Source organism: Streptomyces sp. SAI-170 (assembly GCF_049739565.1).
GTDB lineage: Bacteria > Actinomycetota > Actinomycetes > Streptomycetales > Streptomycetaceae > Streptomyces.
Map to the genome: position 1 here is coordinate 8277696 of NZ_JBMGQD010000001.1, position 17506 is coordinate 8295201.

The 17506-nt window shown below is 70.7% G+C and carries 20 protein-coding genes and 1 pseudogene; 7 read left to right on the forward strand and 14 right to left on the reverse strand.

What is annotated here, in order from left to right; genetic code table 11:
• Positions 1–29 precede the first annotated feature (29 nt).
• From RKD23_RS37165 to RKD23_RS37180, 4 genes are all read right to left on the reverse strand, one after another.
• Positions 30–428, reverse strand: a complete 399-nt coding sequence (locus tag RKD23_RS37165) for an ACT domain-containing protein (RefSeq protein ID WP_424857756.1) — start codon at positions 426–428, stop codon at positions 30–32.
• Positions 429–591: 163 nt separating this feature from the next.
• Positions 592–1485, reverse strand: coding sequence for an alpha/beta fold hydrolase (locus tag RKD23_RS37170; RefSeq protein WP_424857757.1), 894 nt, complete (start codon positions 1483–1485; stop codon positions 592–594).
• A gap of 93 nt (positions 1486–1578) precedes the next feature.
• Positions 1579–2583, reverse strand: a complete 1005-nt coding sequence (locus RKD23_RS37175) for an NADP-dependent oxidoreductase (protein WP_424857758.1) — start codon at positions 2581–2583, stop codon at positions 1579–1581.
• 125 nt (positions 2584–2708) lie between these two features.
• Complete coding sequence (locus RKD23_RS37180; RefSeq protein WP_424857759.1) at positions 2709–3395, reverse strand: SDR family oxidoreductase; 687 nt, start codon at positions 3393–3395, stop codon at positions 2709–2711.
• A gap of 115 nt (positions 3396–3510) precedes the next feature.
• Here RKD23_RS37180 and RKD23_RS37185 point away from each other — a divergent pair, with 115 nt between their 5' ends.
• Positions 3511–4071 (forward strand): TetR/AcrR family transcriptional regulator, encoded by a 561-nt coding sequence (locus tag RKD23_RS37185; protein WP_424857760.1) that lies wholly within the window; start codon positions 3511–3513, stop codon positions 4069–4071.
• A gap of 364 nt (positions 4072–4435) precedes the next feature.
• Here the strand turns inward: RKD23_RS37185 and RKD23_RS37190 are convergent, their stop codons facing one another.
• The 4 genes from RKD23_RS37190 to RKD23_RS37205 are packed head-to-tail and all read right to left on the reverse strand — an operon-like array spanning position 4436 to position 6584.
• Positions 4436–4810, reverse strand: coding sequence for a hypothetical protein (locus tag RKD23_RS37190; RefSeq protein WP_424857761.1), 375 nt, complete (start codon positions 4808–4810; stop codon positions 4436–4438).
• A 13-nt stretch (positions 4811–4823) separates the two neighbouring features.
• A complete protein-coding gene (locus RKD23_RS37195) occupies positions 4824–5348 on the reverse strand; it encodes a roadblock/LC7 domain-containing protein (protein ID WP_424857762.1) in 525 nt (174 codons plus the stop codon).
• Positions 5349–5382: 34 nt separating this feature from the next.
• Positions 5383–6198 carry a transcriptional regulator gene (locus RKD23_RS37200; protein WP_424857763.1) on the reverse strand — a complete coding sequence of 272 codons (816 nt, stop codon included), beginning with the start codon at positions 6196–6198 and terminating at the stop codon, positions 5383–5385.
• Complete coding sequence (locus tag RKD23_RS37205; RefSeq protein ID WP_424857764.1) at positions 6195–6584, reverse strand: hypothetical protein; 390 nt, start codon at positions 6582–6584, stop codon at positions 6195–6197. The genes RKD23_RS37200 and RKD23_RS37205 overlap by 4 nt, the downstream gene beginning before the upstream one ends.
• 403 nt (positions 6585–6987) lie before the next feature.
• On the opposite strand from RKD23_RS37205, the gene RKD23_RS37210 reads away from it, so the two are divergent.
• Positions 6988–7710 carry a VOC family protein gene (locus RKD23_RS37210; RefSeq protein WP_424857765.1) on the forward strand — a complete coding sequence of 241 codons (723 nt, stop codon included), beginning with the start codon at positions 6988–6990 and terminating at the stop codon, positions 7708–7710.
• 88 nt (positions 7711–7798) lie between these two features.
• Here RKD23_RS37210 and RKD23_RS37215 read toward each other — a convergent pair whose 3' ends face one another.
• From RKD23_RS37215 to RKD23_RS37230, 4 genes are all read right to left on the reverse strand, one after another.
• Positions 7799–8185 (reverse strand): hypothetical protein, encoded by a 387-nt coding sequence (locus RKD23_RS37215; RefSeq protein WP_424857766.1) that lies wholly within the window; start codon positions 8183–8185, stop codon positions 7799–7801.
• Between the two features lie 508 nt (positions 8186–8693).
• On the reverse strand, positions 8694–9350 hold the full coding sequence (folE, locus tag RKD23_RS37220) for a GTP cyclohydrolase I FolE (RefSeq protein WP_424857767.1): 657 nt from the start codon (positions 9348–9350) through the stop codon (positions 8694–8696).
• A 1-nt stretch (position 9351) separates the two neighbouring features.
• Positions 9352–9804 carry a hypothetical protein gene (locus RKD23_RS37225; protein WP_424857768.1) on the reverse strand — a complete coding sequence of 151 codons (453 nt, stop codon included), beginning with the start codon at positions 9802–9804 and terminating at the stop codon, positions 9352–9354.
• 81 nt (positions 9805–9885) lie between these two features.
• A complete protein-coding gene (locus RKD23_RS37230; protein WP_424857769.1) occupies positions 9886–10311 on the reverse strand; it encodes a DUF2231 domain-containing protein in 426 nt (141 codons plus the stop codon).
• 245 nt (positions 10312–10556) lie between these two features.
• Between RKD23_RS37230 and RKD23_RS37235 the strand changes: the two genes are divergently transcribed.
• Positions 10557–11309, forward strand: a complete 753-nt coding sequence (locus RKD23_RS37235; protein ID WP_424857770.1) for a helix-turn-helix transcriptional regulator — start codon at positions 10557–10559, stop codon at positions 11307–11309.
• A 96-nt stretch (positions 11310–11405) separates the two neighbouring features.
• Here the strand turns inward: RKD23_RS37235 and RKD23_RS37240 are convergent, their stop codons facing one another.
• Both RKD23_RS37240 and RKD23_RS37245 read right to left on the reverse strand, forming a co-directional pair.
• Positions 11406–11945, reverse strand: coding sequence for a GNAT family N-acetyltransferase (locus RKD23_RS37240; protein WP_424857771.1), 540 nt, complete (start codon positions 11943–11945; stop codon positions 11406–11408).
• A 282-nt stretch (positions 11946–12227) separates the two neighbouring features.
• A complete protein-coding gene (locus tag RKD23_RS37245; protein WP_424857772.1) occupies positions 12228–13517 on the reverse strand; it encodes a PucR family transcriptional regulator in 1290 nt (429 codons plus the stop codon).
• Positions 13518–13714: 197 nt separating this feature from the next.
• Between RKD23_RS37245 and RKD23_RS37250 the strand changes: the two genes are divergently transcribed.
• From RKD23_RS37250 to RKD23_RS37265, 4 genes and pseudogenes are all read left to right on the forward strand, one after another.
• Positions 13715–15088, forward strand: a complete 1374-nt coding sequence (locus RKD23_RS37250; RefSeq protein WP_424857773.1) for a lipase family protein — start codon at positions 13715–13717, stop codon at positions 15086–15088.
• Positions 15089–15346: 258 nt separating this feature from the next.
• Positions 15347–15870, forward strand: a pseudogene (locus tag RKD23_RS37255) (hypothetical protein).
• 90 nt (positions 15871–15960) lie between these two features.
• Positions 15961–16404, forward strand: a complete 444-nt coding sequence (locus tag RKD23_RS37260; RefSeq protein ID WP_424857774.1) for a VOC family protein — start codon at positions 15961–15963, stop codon at positions 16402–16404.
• A 168-nt stretch (positions 16405–16572) separates the two neighbouring features.
• Positions 16573–17505 (forward strand): NAD-dependent epimerase/dehydratase family protein, encoded by a 933-nt coding sequence (locus tag RKD23_RS37265; RefSeq protein WP_424857775.1) that lies wholly within the window; start codon positions 16573–16575, stop codon positions 17503–17505.
• Position 17506: the final 1 nt, after the last annotated feature.

Consider the following 17506-nt stretch of genomic DNA (forward strand, 5'->3'; position numbering starts at 1 on the left):
TGCCTGGACCGGCCCACTCCTGGATCTGGTCAGGCCGAGCGGTGTGCCAGGCCGTCCAGGACGGCCACCGCCCGCTCGGCGTGCTCGTAGGGGACGAACAGGTGGTCGTGGTGGAACCCGGCGACGACGTTGCAGCTCAGACCGACGTCGGCAAGCTCCCGCGAGACTGCGGCGGTCAGCCCGACCGCGTCGAGCGCGGAATGGACGCGCAACGTGATCCAGCCGGCCACGTAGTCGTATGCCAGCCCTGCCGCATCCGCCTCTTCAAGCGGCACCACCAGGGTCAAGCCCTCGTCCTCGGCGACCGTGACCAGAGGGGTGACACCGGAGGGCACGCCGCCCTCGACCGTGGTGAACACATAGCGGCCCGGCTTCAGCTCCGGGCGCATGCCACTCAGCAGCTTCTGCAGATCACTCTCACCAGCCATGATCATCAGCCTACTCGCCCCGATCCGGCCGGCGGGGGCGGCAGCCAGGCACTGGACTGCCGGCGGGCAGGAGGGCGTCTGATCGAGGGCGGGCCGGCTCGCCCGGGCCCGCCTCGTCCCGGCCGCGCCCGGGATGGGACGGCGGGGGATGCGGCATCAGCGGTCAGGCGTGGGGCCGTGCTTCGAGGAATGCGAGGGTCCTGGCCACGAACGCGTCGTGGTACTGGAAGATTCCGCCGTGCCCGGCGTCCGGGTAGAGGGGGACGAGTTCGCCCCGGGGCAGCCGTGCGGCGAGGTCGAGGGTGTTCTCGCTCGGCACCATCCGGTCGCTCTCGCCGTTGGCCACCAGGGCTGGCTGGTGGATGCGGGACAGGTCGGCCGGCGGCTGGAGGCCCCACCGGTGGATGGCCTTCAGCTGGGCTCGGAACGACGTCAACGAGATGGCTTTGTCGCGGTGCTCCGTGCGCTCCTTCAGCCGTTCCAGGAAGGCGCGTGCTTCGCGTCGGCCGTGTTCGGTGTCGGTGAAGAAGAGGAACTGCTTGGGGTCCTTTCGGGTCAGGAACCCCTTCAGGACGTCCCGGAGGGTGAGTGCGGTGATCCTGTCGATGCCCGGGCCTCCGGCGGGGCCGGTGCCCGCGAGGACGACCCTGCGCACCAGCTGCGGTTCCTCGGCGGCGATGACCTGGGCGATGAAGCCGCCCATCGACAGGCCGAGCAGGTCGACCTGCTCGAAGCCCAAGGCTCGGATGAACAGCACCGCGTCGCGGGCCATCGCTTCGACGGTGTCGGGGGTGGAGCCGCCCGACGCGCCGACTCCGCGGTTGTCGAAGGTGATCACCCGGCGCCGGGCGGCGAGTCCGTCGATGACGCGGGGGTCCCAGTTGTCCAGGACCGCGGTCAGGTGATGGAGCAGGATCAGCGGTACGCCGCCTCCTTCCGGGCCGAGCTGCCGGTAGACGAAGTCGACGCCGTTCACGGACACCGAACGGGTCGGTGCGTCCTTGTACGACGACGACGGGGCGGGCGTGGCGGTGGGGGAACTGCGCGGTGCGCTCATGGTCGTTTCCTGGGGGTGTGGAAGGCAGGGGTGGTGGGAGGCGGGGTTCTCTCGCTGCCCGGGGCCTGTCGGTGGTGTGGCGAGTGCCGGCCCTCACGCCATCGCGATGACGACCTTGCCGGCCTTGGCGCGGCCCTTCTCGGCGTACTCCATGGCTTCGCTGGTCTGCTCGAAGGGGAAGACACGGTCGACGACGGGGCGGATCTCTCCGGCGTCGACGAGCCGGGTGACTTCACGCAGCTGGTCGCCGTCGGCCTTCATGAACAGGAAGGAGTAGCTCACGCCCTGGCGCTTGGCGTGGCGTCGGGTCCTGAAGCTCAGCGCGTTCATCGCCTGCCGCAGGACCGGGTTCGCGCCGAGCTCGCGGCCGAAGTCCGCGTCGGGCGGCCCGGCGATGCTGATGACCTTCCCGCCTGGCTTGAGTACGCGCAGCGACTTCTCCAGGGTCTTGCCGCCGAGGGTGTCCAGGACGACGTCGTAGCCGTCCAGGACCTCCTCGAAGTCCTGGGCGCCGTAGTCGATGACGACATCTGCGCCGAGTTCCTTGACCAGGGCGGCGTTGGCCGCGCTCGCGGTGGTGGCCACGTGCGCGCCCAAGTGCCTGGCCAGCTGGAGGGCGATGGTGCCCACTCCGCCGGCGCCCGCGTGGATCAGGACTTTCTGGCCCGGCTGGACCTGTGCCCTCTCGACCAGCGCCTGCCATGAGGTGAGGGCTACCAGGGGAAGGGAGGCGGCCTCCGCCATGGTGAGGGTGGCCGGCTTGTGGGCCAGGTCGTCCTGGTGGACGGCGATGAGTTCGGCGAAGGTGCCGATGCGGTCCTTGTCCGGCCGGGCGTAGACCTCGTCACCCACCGCGAACCGGGTGACGGCCGAGCCGACCCGGACCACCACTCCGGCGAGGTCGTTGCCCAGCACCAGAGGCAGTCGGTACGGCAGGATCAGCTTGAAGTCGCCGTCGCGGATCTTGAAGTCCAGCGGGTTGACGCTCGCCGCATGGATCCTGACCAGCACGTCGTCGGCGCCCGGCTCCGGCTCGGGCATCTCGGCGGCACGCACCGCGGACTGGTCACCGTACTTCTGGATCATGTAGGCCTTCATCGCCGTCTCCCTGTTCTCGTCCGCGCAGGGACGGGATCTTCGCTCGGTTCCGGCTGCCCCGGTACGAGATACTTTCTGGTGATCACTGCTGGTCATGACGCCCACGCCGATGCGGCGGGCGCGCCTCACGCCGCGTTCGGTGATGCGGCCAGGCTCCGCTTCACATGCCGGGTGGTCTCGTCGGCGAGGATCTCGGGCAGTCCCCGCTCGATGCCGGACAGCGCCTGGGCGGCGACCTCGGCGGGGTCGGTTTTCTGGTCGGCGGGAACACGGGCGGCCATGTCGGTGTCCATGTATCCGACGTGCAGTGCCGTGACGGTGATGCCGCGGGGCGCCAGTTCCTCCCGGGCCGCGCCGGTCAGCGCCCATGCCGCGGCCTTCGCGGCGGCGTAGGCGCCGAGGCCGGCCGGGTGCAGCCAGGACAGGACCGACAGCACGTTGAGCACGGCGCCGCCGCCGTTGGACTCGATGACCGGGGCGAAAGCCCGCGTCACGGCGAGCGGGCCGAAGAAGTTCACCTCCATCTCCCGGCGCACCGCGTCCGGGCTGCCCGTCATCAGGGGCGTTCCGGTGGAGATGCCCGCGTTGTTGACCAGCAGCGTCGCGTCGGAGGCGGTGCGAGCCGCCGCCCGGATCGACTCCGCGTCCGTCACGTCGAGCCGCAGCGGGATTGCACCCGGAAGGTCTACCTCTTCGGGGCGACGGGCCGCCGCGTACACCTTGGCCCCGCGTTCCACGAGCTGGGCCGCCAGATGCCGCCCGAGCCCCCGGTTGGCGCCGGTGACCACGGCTACCGCGTCCTTGAGTTCCATGTCCCACTCCCACTGCCTCGGCCGCCGTCAAGCGACCCACAAATTAGATTACGACTACAATCTAAACACGGGGCTAAGATAGATGCCAGTCGACATCCAATCGGGGAGGTGGCCGATGGGCCGCGTATCGCAGGCGCAGGCGGAGGAGAACCGCCGGCGGGTCGTGGAAACCGCGTCCCGTCTGTTCCGGGAACAGGGGACCCACGTCAGCGTCGCCGACCTCATGAAGGCTGCCGGTCTGACCCACGGCGGCTTCTACAAGCAGTTCGCCTCCAAGGAGGCACTCATCGACGAAGCCACCGCCCACGCGTTCGGCGAACTCGCCCAGCACCACAGGGAGGGGCTCGATCAGTACGCCGGGCAGCGCGACGCCGCCCAGCGGGCGCTGATCGACACCTACCTCTCCGCCGAGCACCGCGACAGCGCGGCTGACGGGTGCCCTGCCGCCGCACTCGCCACCGACATGGCCCGCGACGGCGGAGAAGGCGAGGCCCGCCGCGTCTACACCCAGGGAGTGAGCGACTTCGCGGACTTCCTCGCCACCGAGGACCAGGACGGCATCACCCGGCTGTGCACCATGCTCGGCGCACTCGTCCTGTCCCGGGCCACCAAAGGCTCGCCGCTCTCCGAGGAGATCCTCACCACCGCACGTGAGGCACTGACGGCCACCAACTGACCGGAATCACCGTGCATGGCGGCACGCCGCAGGAAGGGCTCATCCACTTCTCGTGAACGGCTCTCCCGGGCGTTGGCCTGTCAGCTGCCCGCGGAGAGCGTTACGCCGCTGTCGCGCCGGTCGGCCGCAGAACCGGCCTGCGAGGTCGTCGCCCGCGCCATTGCCGGCACGATGTCCGCCTCCGCCGTGCGGCGCCGGCTCGACCAGGACGCGATCAAGCCCTGGCAACACCCGCTTCCTGGATCTTTATCAGCGCCCTGGCTTCCGGCTCAAGGCGGCCTGTGTCCGCGGCACCCGTGTCGCGGCAGGCGACGTGGCCCAGGGTGGGCCCGCCGCCGTGCCGTCGTGACGGTCTGAGCCCCGTTCAGACCTCCAGTGTCTGCTCGATCTTCCGCAGCTGGTGGCGGGCCATCGCCAGGTTGGCCCGCTTGGAGTCCAGCACCAGGTAGAGGAACAGGCCGTTGCCGCTGCGGCCGCTGAGCAGCCGGATCAGGTGGTACTGGTCGGTCAGGGTGATGAGGATGTCCTCGATCTCGCCCTTGAGCCCCAGGTGCTCCATCGTGCGCATCTTGGCGCGGATCACATCGGTGTTGCCCGCGGCGGCGACGTTCAGGTCGAAGCTTTTGCTGCCGCCGATCGTGCCGAGCGCCATTCCGGTGGTGTAGTCGACGAGCGCGGCTCCGGTGGCGCCCTCGATGGAGGCGAGGGCTTCCTTCAGCGCGGTCTCGGTGTTGGCCATGGCTGGGTTCCTTTCAGGGTTCGGTGGTGCGGGTCGGTTCGGTCAGGGTCGAGTCGGCGGCGGGTGTGCCGGTGGGGGTCGTGGTGCGTGCGGCGGTGGGCCGGGTCGTAAGCCGGCCGGTGTTCTTCGCGGAGGCCCTGGTGGGGGCATTCGCGGCGGAGGCGGGCTCGGCGGCTGCCACGAGGCCGGCGATGTGCGCGCCGGACCGGCGGCCCTCCAGATGCAGCCGGCCGACGTTCACCCGGTCCTGGGCGAGCAGCGTCAGGACGGCGGAGGGGCCGGCGGCGTACGTGGCGACATAGCCGTTGTGGCCGCGCAGCAGCAGCTCGCGCAGCTCGCCCCGGCCGGTCGCGTCGGAGGTGCGCAGGGCGACGCCCAGTGCGGCGGCGGTGAGCGCCGCCAGGCCCTCCGGCTCCACACCGGGTGTGTCGTGGGCGAGTACGAGCCCGTCGACACTCGCTGCGAGAGCACCGGTCAGCTGGGGCAAGCGGGCCCGCAGCCGCAGCAGTTCGTCGAGGATCTCGGCCTGGGCCGCCATCAGGTCGCTCCTCCCGGTTCGCGGTCGTTGCCGTTCAAAGGGCCTCCAGCGCATCCCTGAGCCTCTTCAGCAGGGTGATGTCGGGGTCGGTCGCAGGGGGCGGGGCCGGGCCCGCCGGGGGGTCGGGCCGCGGGGGCGGGGCGCCTGCCACCACCAGACCGGCCGCGACGAGCCGGCGTACGGCGACCAGCGTGTGGAAGGTGTGCCGCCCCAGCGCGTGGGCGATCTCGGGCGCGGTACGCGCTCCGTCCACCAGCTCCAGCACGGCCCGCCGACGGGCGGGCTGCGCGGCGCGGGTGTCCGCCCCGGTGCCGCGCAGCAGCCGCATGCTGTCGGGCCGGTCGTCCGGCCACAGCCGGTGCAGCAGCGCGCGGCGGCGCAGGGTCTCCCGCTCCAGCGCCGCCACGGCCACAGGCCGCAGCACCCCGAGCGGATGCCGGTCGCCGTAGCGGAAGCGGCCCGGCGTACGGCTCGGGGCGAGCGCGAAGTACCCGGCGTCGAACAGCACTCCGGTGTGGCACAGTTCCAGCGCGCCCCGGGCGATCAGGCCGGTGTCGAGCAGCAGCCGGGCGGCGCCGCGCCGGTCGTCGGCCTGGGCCGAGGCGTCCCGCCAGGCCTCGGCGGACAGGGTGCCGTGCGCCGGGAGCAGGACGTCGAGGCCGGGGGCCAGGGGGCTGTCGGCGTGCACCACCTGCCCGTCGGCGAGGTACAGGGTGCCGTGCTCACGTTCCAGCGCGCCGGTGGCCCGCTCGTGGGACAGGCGGCTCAGCATCGGCGAGAGGCCGCCCGTCCGCCGGGCCGCCGTCTCGCGCATCGGCAGCCGGGGCGGTGTCGTGTCCACCACGGTCATCCCAGCACCAGCCGACCCGCCATCTCCTCCAGCCGGATGCGGGCGAGAGCGAGGTTGCCGTCCGCGCGGCCGAGCCACACGTGCAGGAACACGCTGCTGTCGAACGACGTCCGCAGGAACCGCAGCAGATGGAAGCTGTCGTGGTTGCTGATGATGAGATCCTCGACCGGCGGGTCGGCCTCCGTGCCGTCCGCGGGTGCGAACGTCCGCTGCTCGGCGGCCAGTCGGGCCACCTCGGCGGCTTCGGTGGCGGCCGCCTCCTGGTCACCGCCGGGGAACTCCCCGACCTGGCCCAGCGCCAGCCCGCTCGTCCAGTCGACCAGCGCGGCCCCCTTGGCTCCGGGCAGCCGCATGGCCTCCAGCAGACATTCGTCGATTCCGGGCATGCCGGCGCCCCTCCCACCCTCGGTCCGGCTGAGTGAGGGAGACGTTACGCACCGTGTGTGCGAGGGGTGGAGGTTCTGGCATTTTCCAGTGGAACATGCGCCGGAGGGCTATGGTGGCTCAACTGAGGTCTGCCGTACGGCTGTTGGGCGCCTTTGTGTCCAGGTCATGCGGCTCGGGCGCCTCCGGACCCGGTCCGGTCGGTGAGCGCGTCCGCATGCCGTCGGCCGGACTCCGGGACGATCTGCCGCGGCGTCTGCGGCGCCGCCCTCGTACCGTCGCGACACCGGGCCACCCCACGACGGAAACTCGGATGCGGGTGCCTGCGCGGCGACCCTAGGCTGCGCTCGCGGGAGGGCGACGTGCGCTCTGTCGACCGTCAGCGGATCGGAGATGTACCGGGGTATGACCAGTCAACTGTTCGCGATCTGCTTCAATGCGACCCAACCCGCGGGCCTGGCACGGTTCTGGTCCGGGCTCCTGGACTGGGAGTTGGCCGAAGGAGCGGACGACGACATCGCGCTCCTGCCTCCTGACGCCGACGGGTTCCGCATCCGTTTCCTGCCGAGCCAGGAGCCGAAGACCGGTCAGAACCGGGCACACTTCGACCTGACGAGCGCCTTTCCGGAGCAGCAGCAGGAGACGGTGGACAGGGCGCTGAAGCTCGGCGGGAAACACATCGACGTGGGCCAGCTCCCTGAGGAGGGGCATGTGGTGCTCGCCGATCCGGACGGCAACGAGTTCTGCGTCATCCAGGCGGGCAACAAGTTCCTCGCCGACACCGGTTTCATCGGAGCACTGGCCTGCGACGGCACCCAGGCGGTCGGCTACTTCTGGAGCGAGGCGCTGCGGTGGCCGCTGGTCTGGGACCAGGACCAGGAGACCGCGATCCAGTCGCCGAACGGCGGTACGAAGATCACGTGGGGCGGCCCCCCGGTGGCGCCGAAGACAGGCACGAACAGGCTGTACTTCGAGCTGGTGGTCCCCACCGGCGCCGACTGGGAGGCGGAGGTGGACCGCCTGATCGCGCTCGGCGCGACGCGCACCGACACCGGCGAGGGCGACGGCAGCCGGGTGATGATGCTCGACCCTGACGGCAACGAGTTCGCCGTACAGAGGGGCCGGTAGCGGGGGCGAAGTCCTGCGGGCTTCGTTGCTGCTCCTGGGCCCAGGCCGAGGCCGGACACGGCAAGACCATGCCGGCGGCGCCCGAGCCTCACGCGGCCCAGCGCCCTGCATGCCCCGCGCCCTCTGTCCGCTTCACGTCGCGTGCGGGGCTGACCCGGTAGGTGGTCTTGCCGGGGTCGGACACGGGGGCGCCCAAGGTGATGTGGCCGGTCGAGAGCAGTTCCTCGCACACGGCCGTCGGCAGGGCGACGTAGTAGCCCCCTGTTCCGGCTGCGGGGCCGTTCGGGCGCCAGTAGCCGTACCGCAGGCGCCCGCCCGCCAGAGCCGTGCCGAAGACGGGGGTCCGGGAATCGGAGACTATGCGCAGCACCTCGGCCGCGGGGACGGTGAGCGGGGTGACGGCACGTCTCGGACAGACGGAGCGAGGGATGCGTGCCGCAACGGGCGACGGGGGCTGGTGCTGAGCGAGCGCCATCGGCCTGGCCTTTCCTGACGGAGGAATGGACACCGCTTACCCCGTACGGGCCCGGTGTTGATCGTGCTGCGCTGCATTCTGGTTCACACCACTGACAACGGGGTCGCCGAGCACGGCCCGCCCCCCCGGCAGAGCCGTCGCTGGGGCGGGCGCGGGCCGGAATCGGCCCGTGGGAACGCCGGGGTGGCAAGGCGTCAGCGCCGGCCGCGCAACTTGCCGAGCAAGCGCCGCGCCTGCGCCCTGCGGCGCGGGTCGGAGGAAGCTTGACGCACCTGTTCGATGGCACGCCGCCCCTGCGGACTCCTGCTGAACTGCTTGATCCGATCCAACACGCCTGGCACTGCTGCCTCCTGAGGGCGATCGACGCACAGCCGGTACGGCTTGGGCAGGATGCCGCTTACCCCGGTCGGGGCGTGTCATCCCTGTCCTCGGCGGGTGCGGCGCTCAGGCCCGTACAACAGGATGGAAGTGAAAGCCATGCCGAGGCAGCGGCCGCAACGCCAATGTGTCAGGCCGTTACGCCGGTCAGGGCGAGGAACTCGCTGCGGGAGCGGGCGTCGGAGCGCAGCAGTCCGAGCAGGGTGGAGGTCATGGTGCTGGAGCCGGTGGCCTGGACGCCGCGCAGGGTCATGCAGGAGTGTTCGGCCTCGATGACCACCCCGACGCCCTTGGGTTCCAGGTGAGTCTGCAGCCAGTCGGCGACCTGCTTGGTCAGGCGTTCTTGGACCTGTGGCCGGCAGGCGAAGTGCTCGACGACACGGGCGAGCTTGGACAGGCCGAGAATGCGGGCGCCGGGCAGGTAGCCGACGTGGGCGGTGCCGACGAACGGCAGCAGATGGTGCTCGCACACGGACCGGACGGGGATGCGGCGGGCCAGGACGAGTTCGTCGTAGCCCTCGTCGTTGGGGAAAGTGGTCAGGTCGAAGGCGCGCGGGCTGAACAGCTCGGCATAGGCGCGGGCCATCCGGCCAGGCGTGCCGCGCAGGCTTTCGGAGGCGGTGGAGATGCCGAGGGCGGTCAGGAACTGCCCGGCCGCGGTTTCCGCCGCGGCCAGGTCGATCGCCTCGGGCTCATGGACGACCCGCAGGGCCGGCCGTGCGGACACGTTCTCCTCTTCGTCGTGCGCCTCTATTCGGGCCGTCGCACGGTGGGGACGCTCGTTCATGTCAGCTGCCTCCGACGCCCAGAGCGGTCAGAAGGACCAGGACCAGGGTGACCACCGCGAGCAGACCGTGTGCCACCACCACCGCTACGGGGAAGTGCCGTTCGGCCGGGACGGCGGCTTCGGGTCCCGGGCCCGCGGCAGTGGCCGCCTCGGCCGTGCCGCGGTCGCGGTGGACGGGGATCCAGCGGGCCAGCATCAGGAATCCCAGCAGAGCGACCGGCAGCAGCAGAGCGAACGCTGTCCAGGCCAGGGCGCTCTTGTCGGCCACGACGTAGATGATCCACACCACCAGTCCGACGGCGGCCAGGGCGAAGTGGCCGAAGACAGCGGGGGCGGGCAGGCGACTGGTGCCCGACTGCTGCTGGCGGATTCCGCCGCGTTGGATCCAGGTGCCGAGCATGTAGAAGCCGCCGAGAGCGGTGACCACCCAGGTGATCAGTGCGGCGATGTCCATGGGTAACTCCATAAGGGGACGGTGGTGAGGGCAGCCGGAAGAGCCCGGCTGCCGTCGTGGAAAGGGCTGCCGAAGGCCTGGTCACACAGCGGAGCGGGTACTCCCCGGGCTGCCGTCGTTCGTGTATCCCTCGGCCTGGGTGTTCTCGTCGGCGACGCGGACGCCGTAGCGGTAGGCGAGTTTGCCGCCCAGGAACCCCGAGACGCCCAGCACCGCCACGCTGATCGCGGACAGCACGAGCTTGCCGATGCCCACGCTTGCGCCGTTGGTGTAGTCGGCGTGCCGCCACAGGAAGTTGACGGCGTAGGCGGCGGTCACCAGCAGGTTCAGCGTCATGTGGACCAGAGCGGTGCGGAAGGCCGGGGTGGCCGTGGGGATCGCGAACATGTCGAGGAATCCGAACATGGCCGCAAGCAGGGCACCGATCACACCGACCGCGATCAGCCACTCCGAGGACTGGGTCAGGAAGCCCGGCCGGTCGACCACGTGCGAGGCGATGTCGAACACCAGCGCTGGTCACCCAGGCGCCGATCGGAACGGTTACCAGGATCGGGTGGAACGGGTGGCCGTACGGGCCGGCGAGCAAGGCGCTGACCGGACGCTTCGCCTGCATCTGTCGCTGATCAGCCATCGCAACCTCCCAGTAGTTTCACCAACAATTGTTGGTTCTATTGCGGGGTGGCGTCAAGATGCCCAGCTGATCGGACCAAAAGAACGTTTGTGCCCACGCTGATGGGGGTTACTGTGGGGGTGTGGCTTCTGATCCTTCCTCGCGCGCCGAAGCGGCCGACCGCGCCATCGACTCCGTCAGCGTCCTGAGCGAGGACTCGCGACGGCGCATGTTCCTCTTCATCCGCCGTGCCGGCCGCGCCGTCACCCGCGACGAGGCTGCCGCGAGTGTCGGGATATCCAGCAAGCTCGCCGCGTTCCATCTCGACAAGCTCGTCGACGCCGGCCTCCTGCGCGCCCGCTATGAAGCCCCGGGCGGCATCCGCAAGGTCGGCAGGCGGCCCAAGGTGTACGAGCCCACCGACGCCCAGATCACCGTGAACATCCCCGACCGGCGCCACGAACTCCTGGCGGACCTTCTCCTGGACGCCGTCCTGACCGAGGGCGCCGACGAAAGCGCTGCCGAGGCCGCCATGCGCGCGGCAGAACAGCGCGGCCGGCAGATGGGCCGTAGCGCCCGGGACAAGACCCGCCCGGGCCGCCTGGGCCCCGAACGCGGGCTGACCGCCTGCGAGCGCCTGCTGGACGAGTACGGCTACGAACCCGTCCGGGAAACCCCCACCCAGCTCCGGCTGCGCAACTGCCCCTTCCACCCGCTGGCGGCCAAGGCCCCCGACCTCGTGTGCGGCATGAACCAGGCCTTCCTCTCCGGCTGCCTGGGGGGTCTTGAGGTCAGCGGGGTGCAGGCCGTCCTGGCCCCCGAGCCCGGGGAATGCTGTGTGCGGCTCGCCCGGAGCGACTCCGATCGTGGTGACCAGACGGCTGAAGACCGCTGACTGACCGGCTTACGACCGCGACGCACCGGGCGCCGCCGAAGAGCGAGAGCGGGACGTGGCCACGGTGATCGAGCCGCGCAACTGCAGTCCTGCCGCTCAACCGGACGGCGTGCCCAGGGACCGCATGCCGAGCCACTGCTCGGCGCCCCAGGCCTCGAACCGCTCCACCTCGGTGAACCCCAGCTTCGCCGCGAGACGCATCGAGCCGACGTTGGCGGTCTGGGTGGTGAGTACGACCGGCTCACCCGGAAGCGCGCCGGCGAGCCAGTCGAGTGCCGCCGCGCATGCCTCGGTGGCGTACCCGTGTCCCCACGCCTGCGGCAGGAACAGGTAGCCGAGATCGGCCTTCCCCGCGGCAGCCGGGCGACGGTGCCCCGTTGCTCTCCTGAGCAGGATCTGGCCGATCATCGCCCCGTGGAGATCGACGACGAAGCTCCCGGGCCACCGCGCGGGCGCCGCGGGCAGCTCGTGCTCAAGCTCGTCACGTGACCGGGGGCCGCCGAGGTAGGCGTGCACCTCCGGCGAGGCGAGCAGCTCGATGAACGCCGCCCGGTCCCGGGTCTCCGGCTCACGGAGCACGAGCCTGTCGGTCCTGATCGGCTCAGGCGGCCAAGCCACGTGTCCAAGATCTTCCATGAGCGCACGCTAACAGGCGGTCAGAACCGACCGAACAGAAACCGCTGAGGTCCCCTTCCGCGCCCGGTAGGCCGCGGCCTCTGCCTCGTCGCCCAGGTCACGAGCCGCTGGGGCAGCCGCTATGACGCCTCGGGCAAGACCATCTGGACAGAACAGGCCATTGGCGCGGACTGACAGAGGTGGGGCCACGTCCGTGTCGAGGCTGGTGGAGCGACCGAGGGGGCGCGCTGCCTCCAGACCCGGGGCCATGCGCCGATGCTGCCGGCCGTCTGCTCCGTGCGGTCAGCCTCGACGCGACGGGCGGGTGCCGGATGCGCCCCGCCGTAGGGAGTTCTGGGCCATCAGCGCGGCGTGCAGGGTGAGCAGGTCGGTTCCCCGTGTGGCGTCGAGTCCGGTGAGCTCGGCCGCCTTGCGCAGGCGGTAGTCGACCGTGTTGGGGTGGACCTGGAGTCGGGCCGCCGTGCGGCGCCGGTCGAGGCCGCAGGCGAAGAGGCCGTGCAAAGTGGTGAGGAGTTCCGGGCGGGTGTCGAGTGGGCCGAGCAGCGCGGCGAGTCCCTCCCGGGCGGGGCCGGGGCGGTTCAGCTGGTACGCGAGCAGCACGTCGTCGAGCAGGTACAGACCCGGCTCCCGGCCGCACGCCTCGGCCACCTCCCGAATCTCGGCGGCCACCCGGGCGGCATCGGTGACGTCCTCGGGCGCCGCGACCACGGCCGCCACGAGCAGATCGGCGCCGCACATGTGACGGAGCTGCCCGACGAGCCGGGAGAGCCGGTCCCGGTCCGCGGGTCCGAAGTCGGCGGCCGGCGACCCGTACGGGAGAAGAACAAGCCCGCAGTCGCCGTCCAGCGCGAACAGCGGGACGCCGGTGGTGTGGCGCTCCAGTTCGCCGCGCAGGCGGCGCAGCTTGCGGCGCACCACGATCGGACGGTTCACCCCGGGCCGCAACTCGTCCGGGTGGGGCCCGATGGCGATGCTCAGCACCACATAGCCGGGTGGCAGCCGGATCCCGGCGCGGTCGGCCGCGGTCTGTGGGCTGTCCCCGTCCAGCAGCCGGGACAGCAGGGACTGCAGGGCGATCTGATCGTCGCTCAGGGCGGCCTGGCGTTCCTGCACGTATCCGGCAGCCACCTCGCAGCTCACCAGCCGGAGGAAGCCGAGGAGGTGGCGCTGGACCAGGACCGCGTCCTCGATGTCGCCCTCCCCGGCCGTCGCGAGGATGTGGGCGGCGCAGGCCTCGGCGCCGAGGTGGTAGGCGCCGACGACGGCCTCGAGCGGGACGCCCTCGTCCGCGCGCCGGGCCGCCGACTCCCGGATCGCGGCCCGCTGGTCCGGGCCGGGCAGCTCGCCGGTGCGCAGCACGTCGGCGTAGGCGCGGATGCCGTCCGTCACCTGTCGGGCGATCTCTCCACGCAGCTGCTCCGTGGGCAGCGTGCCGTAGGCGGGCACCTGCTCGACGAGCCGGGCCAGCACCACGGGCTCGAGAGCCGGCATGGCGGCCAGCAGACGCTTGTGGACGGCGACACCGCCGAAGTGCGGCACCGCCACGCTCTCCGGCGCGTTGGGTGCGGTCACAATCCACCTTCCTAATGTCTGTGTTCGGGCCTGAAGACTCCGCCGCGCACCGCCTCCATGATGTTTCCAGAACATCACCTACCGGTTGGTAACACGTGAGCCCGCCGTTCCACAAGACGTGGCCGACCGCGGACGCGCCTCTCGTCTGATCCGCCCGTACGCACGGCATGCCGTGTCGCCCCCCGAATCGAGGAACCATGCCCAAGGCTGTCTTTCGTCTGATCGCCGTCGCCGTCGCGACCGCTGCGGCCCTGACCGCCGTGCCGGCGGCCACCGCCACGGCCGCCGAGGCCGGATCGACCACCACGACCGCCACGTCCACGGTCTCCTCGACGTCCTCGTCGAGCGACCCGTTCTACAGCTACGACGGCACCGAGCCCCTGTCGTCCTTCGCCCCCGGCGCCGTGCTGAAGACGCGGACGCTGAGCTACCACCTGGTGGGATTCTCCACACCCCTCAAGGCGATCCAGCTGCTGTACCGCGGCACCGACGCCCAGGGCCGGCCGGCCGCCAACGTGACCACGGTGGTGCGCAGCCTCAGCGGCGACGGAAGCAAGGCCGTGTCCTACCAGTCGTTCTACGATTCTCTGGACCCGGAGGACGGGCCGTCGCGGGCGATCGCCGGCGACGTCAGCCTCGGCGGGGTGATCCCGAACGCCGAGGCCGTGTTCATGGCGCCGCTTCTGCTCAAGGGCTACACCCTCGTCATCCCGGACACCCAGGGCCAGCGGGCGGACTTCGCCGCAGGCCCCGAGTACGGAACCAACACCCTGGACTCGATCCGCGCCGCGACCAGATCGGCCGAGACGGGACTGGATGACCACACCCGCTTCGGTCTCATCGGCTACTCGGGCGGTGCCATCGCCACCAACTGGGCGGCCGCCCTCGCACCGTCCTACGCGCCGGACGTGAACCGGAAGCTGGTCGGCTTCACCGAAGGCGGCCTGCTCGTGACCCCGGCGCACAACCTGCGGTACGTGGGCGGCTCGCTCCTGTGGTCGGGCGTCCTCCCCATGGCGGTCATCGGCCTCGCCCGCGCCTACGACCTCGACGTCAAGCCCTACCTGAACAGCTACGGCCTGCAGGTGTACACGGAGCTGCAGCACGGCTCCATCCTCGACGCCCTCGGCCACTACCCGGGCCTGACCTGGCAGAAGATGGCGAAGCCCGAATACGCCGACTACACCACGCTGCCCGAACTCGTCACCGTCCTGAACCGGGTCAACCTCGGCTCGGCCGCCACCCCGACGATCCCCGGGTACATCGCCCAGGGCAACGCCGGCTATCTGGAGGGGACCTTCAGCAACCTGCCGGGGATCGGCACGGGCGACGGCGTCATGATCGCCGGGGACGTCCGCGCCCTCGCCAACCAGTACTGCGCCACCGGCAGCCCCGCCATCAAGTACCAGCAGTACAACCTGCTCAGCCACAACGGCGCGCCCGTCTTCTGGGCCCCCACCGCGATCGACTGGCTCGACGACCGCTTCGACGGACGGACCTCCCCGTCCGACTGCGGCGACATCCCCGCCGGCAACTCCCTCGCACCGGAGAAGTACACGCCGGCGTCCTGATAGCCCCTGGAGCAGCCCGGCCCGGTTCCGGTTGATCCGCCCCATGGACCCGCCGCTCACCTCTGCGGTGTTGGACAAGCCGGACCTGGCCGCCAGAGGTCGGACTCGTCCCGCCGGGCGGCCTGGCGGCGCCAGTTCCGAATCCAGTCTCGTTCGATCCCCCAGCAATCCGTTGAGTGACGCCCAGAGGACGAAGGCGGTTTCGTCGGGGTCGGGGTCGGGGTCGGGCGGCACCCGTGGCGATCGCGGCCGTGGCTCGTGTCGGACGAACTGTGGTCGCTCATCGAGCCGTTGCTGCCCGAGTCGCCGCCGAAGCAGATGGAGGGACAGCCGCGGGTGCCCGACCGGCACTGCATCAGCTACTGCTGAACAAGCTGCGCTCGAAGAACCAGCTGGACCGGTCGCGGGCGGTGATGGACTCCTCCCACGTCCGGGCCGCACGACGGGGCCCAAAAGCGGACCCAGCCCGGTCGACCGCGCACGACCGGGCCGCTGGTCAGCGACACCGCGAGCGGTATCCCTTCGGCTACGACCACGACAAGTATCGGCGGCTCCTGCGGCAGCGCGGGATCCGGCCTGCGATCGCCGCACGGGGACAGCCGCACGGCACCGGCCTGGGCACCTTCCGCTGGGTCGTCGAGCGCACGATCTCCTGGCTGCACGGCCTCCGCCGCCTACGGATCTGGTGGGAGAGACGCGACGACATCCACGAAGCCTTCCTCGGCCTCGCCGTCTGCCTGATCACCCATTGCCACGTCCGGAGGCTTTGTCAGGGCCAGTAAGTCCGTTACTGGTGTCGAGAACGAGTTGTCGGCTCCGTCCTCGGTATACCGGTGGTCTCGAAGGGCCGCGCAACGCAAGGGAGTACTGGCATGACGCTTCAGCGGATCGACAACGTCGGCATCGTCGTCGAGGACCTGGAGGCCGCTGTCGCCTTCTTCATCGAACTGGGCATGGAGGTCGAAGGCAGGGCGCCGATCGAGGGCCTCTTCGCGGACCAGGCCGTCGGTCTCGAAGGTGTCCGCAGCGACATCGCGATGCTGCGGACCCCGGACGGCCACGGAAAGCTGGAGCTCGCGCAGTACCACGCGCCCGAGGCCGTCGGCGGCGGATCGCTCAACCCGCCCGTGCCCAACACGCTGGGCCTGCACCGTGTCATGTTCGCCGTCGACGACATCGACGACACCATCGCGCGCCTGCGCGCCCACGGCGCCCAACTGCTCGGCGAGGTGGCACAGTACGAGGACATCTACCGCCTCTGCTACCTCCGCGGACCCTCCGGCATCATCGTCGCCCTGGCTGAGCGGATCGGCTGACACATCAGCCGACAGATCGGCCAACGGCGTTTCGCTTCCTGCCGTCGAACACAAGGAGTGGCCATCATCGGCCTGAGCGCCGTAGCCCTGATGCTACGGCTGGATGCCCCAGCACTGTGATGTGCACAACATTCGATGTTGTCACGTTCCAGGGTCCACGCTTGTCCCATGGGCATGACCGACACCAAGAACGTGCTGCTGGCAGGAGCGAGCGGGATCTTCGGGCGCCACATCGCGCGGACCCTCGCCGCATCCGGATACACCGTCGTCGGGCTCGGCCGCAGCGGCTCATCGGACGTGACCGCCGACCTCATGGACCGCGATCAACTGCTGCGCGCGGTCGACGGTCTGCGGTTCGACACCGTCGTCCACGCCGCCACCGCCCTGCGCAAGCCCCCCATGAAGCACAAGGACATGTACGCCACCAACGACCTGCGGATCACCGGCACCCGCAACCTCATGGAGGCGGCCCGCGTGGTCGGTGCCCGCCGCGTCATCTGCGAATCCATCGCCATCGGCTACGGCTATCAGGACTTCGGCGACCGCATCTTCACCGAGGACGACAAGTTCGCCGCACCCGGCGACAAGGCCGTGGAACCCCACCTGGCCGGCATGCGCGTCAAGGAAGACCTCATGCTGCACACCGAGGGCATCGAGGGCATCACTCTGCGCTTCGGCCTCTTCTACGGGCCGGGCTTCGACGGGCAGGGCGGCACCGACGCCTTCGTCGACATGCTGCGGCGCCGCAAGATCCCGGCCGTCGACGACCACGGCCGCGTCCTGCCCTGGATCCACCTCGCCGACGCGGCCTCGGCCGTCGCCCTCGCGGTCGAGGGCGGCACACCGGGGGCGGCGTACAACATCGTCGACGACGAACCCCTGGGCTTCGGCGCCTACGTCCGGGCCGTCGCTCAGACCTTCGGCACCCCCAGGCCGATGACCATGCCGACGTGGATGCTGCGCCCCATGTCCTACGCGCACCGCATGACCCAGGTCAGCATGCGCGTCTCCAACGCCAAGGCCGAGGCCGAACTGGGCTGGACCCCGCGCTACCGCACGGTGGGAGAAGGCCTCGCCGCCATGGCCGGCAGCGCTGCTTGAC